The organism is Vibrio sp. 1069 (genome assembly GCF_033340555.1).
In genome coordinates this window covers 1-531 of record NZ_JAWOWP010000891.1, presented here as the reverse complement: position 1 = coordinate 531, position 531 = coordinate 1, and the positions used below count along the sequence as shown (strand labels likewise).

Genomic DNA, 531 nt, shown 5'->3' with positions numbered 1-531 from the left:
CTTTGTCATAGGTGAGGGGGGAGGAGCTTTTTAGCTAACCTGAGAAAGGTTGACCACTTTTTGTTGCAACTTTTCTTTCAGGTAGTCGGCAAGTGCCTGTTTTTCTTCGTCGTTCATGTAAAGGCCAAGTTTAGTACGACGCCATAAAATGTCTTCGTCGGTTAGCGCCATTTCATGATTCATCAAGTAATCGATCTCGCGTTGGTATACGCCGCCTGCTTGCTCTGAGAACGCTTGGCCAAGATCGGCTTCACTGGATGCGCCTTCCATCAAATCCCACGTTTGCGTACCAAACTGAGTCACATAGCGCAGAATCAGCGCTTGCGGTGCCCATGAGTATTTCGCGTGAATTTGCTTCGCTAACTGTTCACGGGTGCAGCTAAAGTTACCACCTGGTAGCGTTTGATTTGCTGTCCAGTTACCACCCATTTGAGGTAGGTACGGTTCCAGTTTCTTCATCGCCGCTTCACCGAGTTTACGGTAAGTCGTTAGCTTGCCACCGAATACTGACAACAATGGTGCTTGGTCGTA

The 531-nt window shown here is 48.4% G+C and carries 1 protein-coding gene; it reads right to left on the bottom strand.

The annotated features are described in order from the left end of the window. Positions 1-30: 30 nt before the first annotated feature. Positions 31-531: glycerol-3-phosphate dehydrogenase C-terminal domain-containing protein (locus R7040_RS29665; RefSeq protein WP_318098076.1), on the bottom strand; the 501-nt coding region annotated here is incomplete at its 5' end.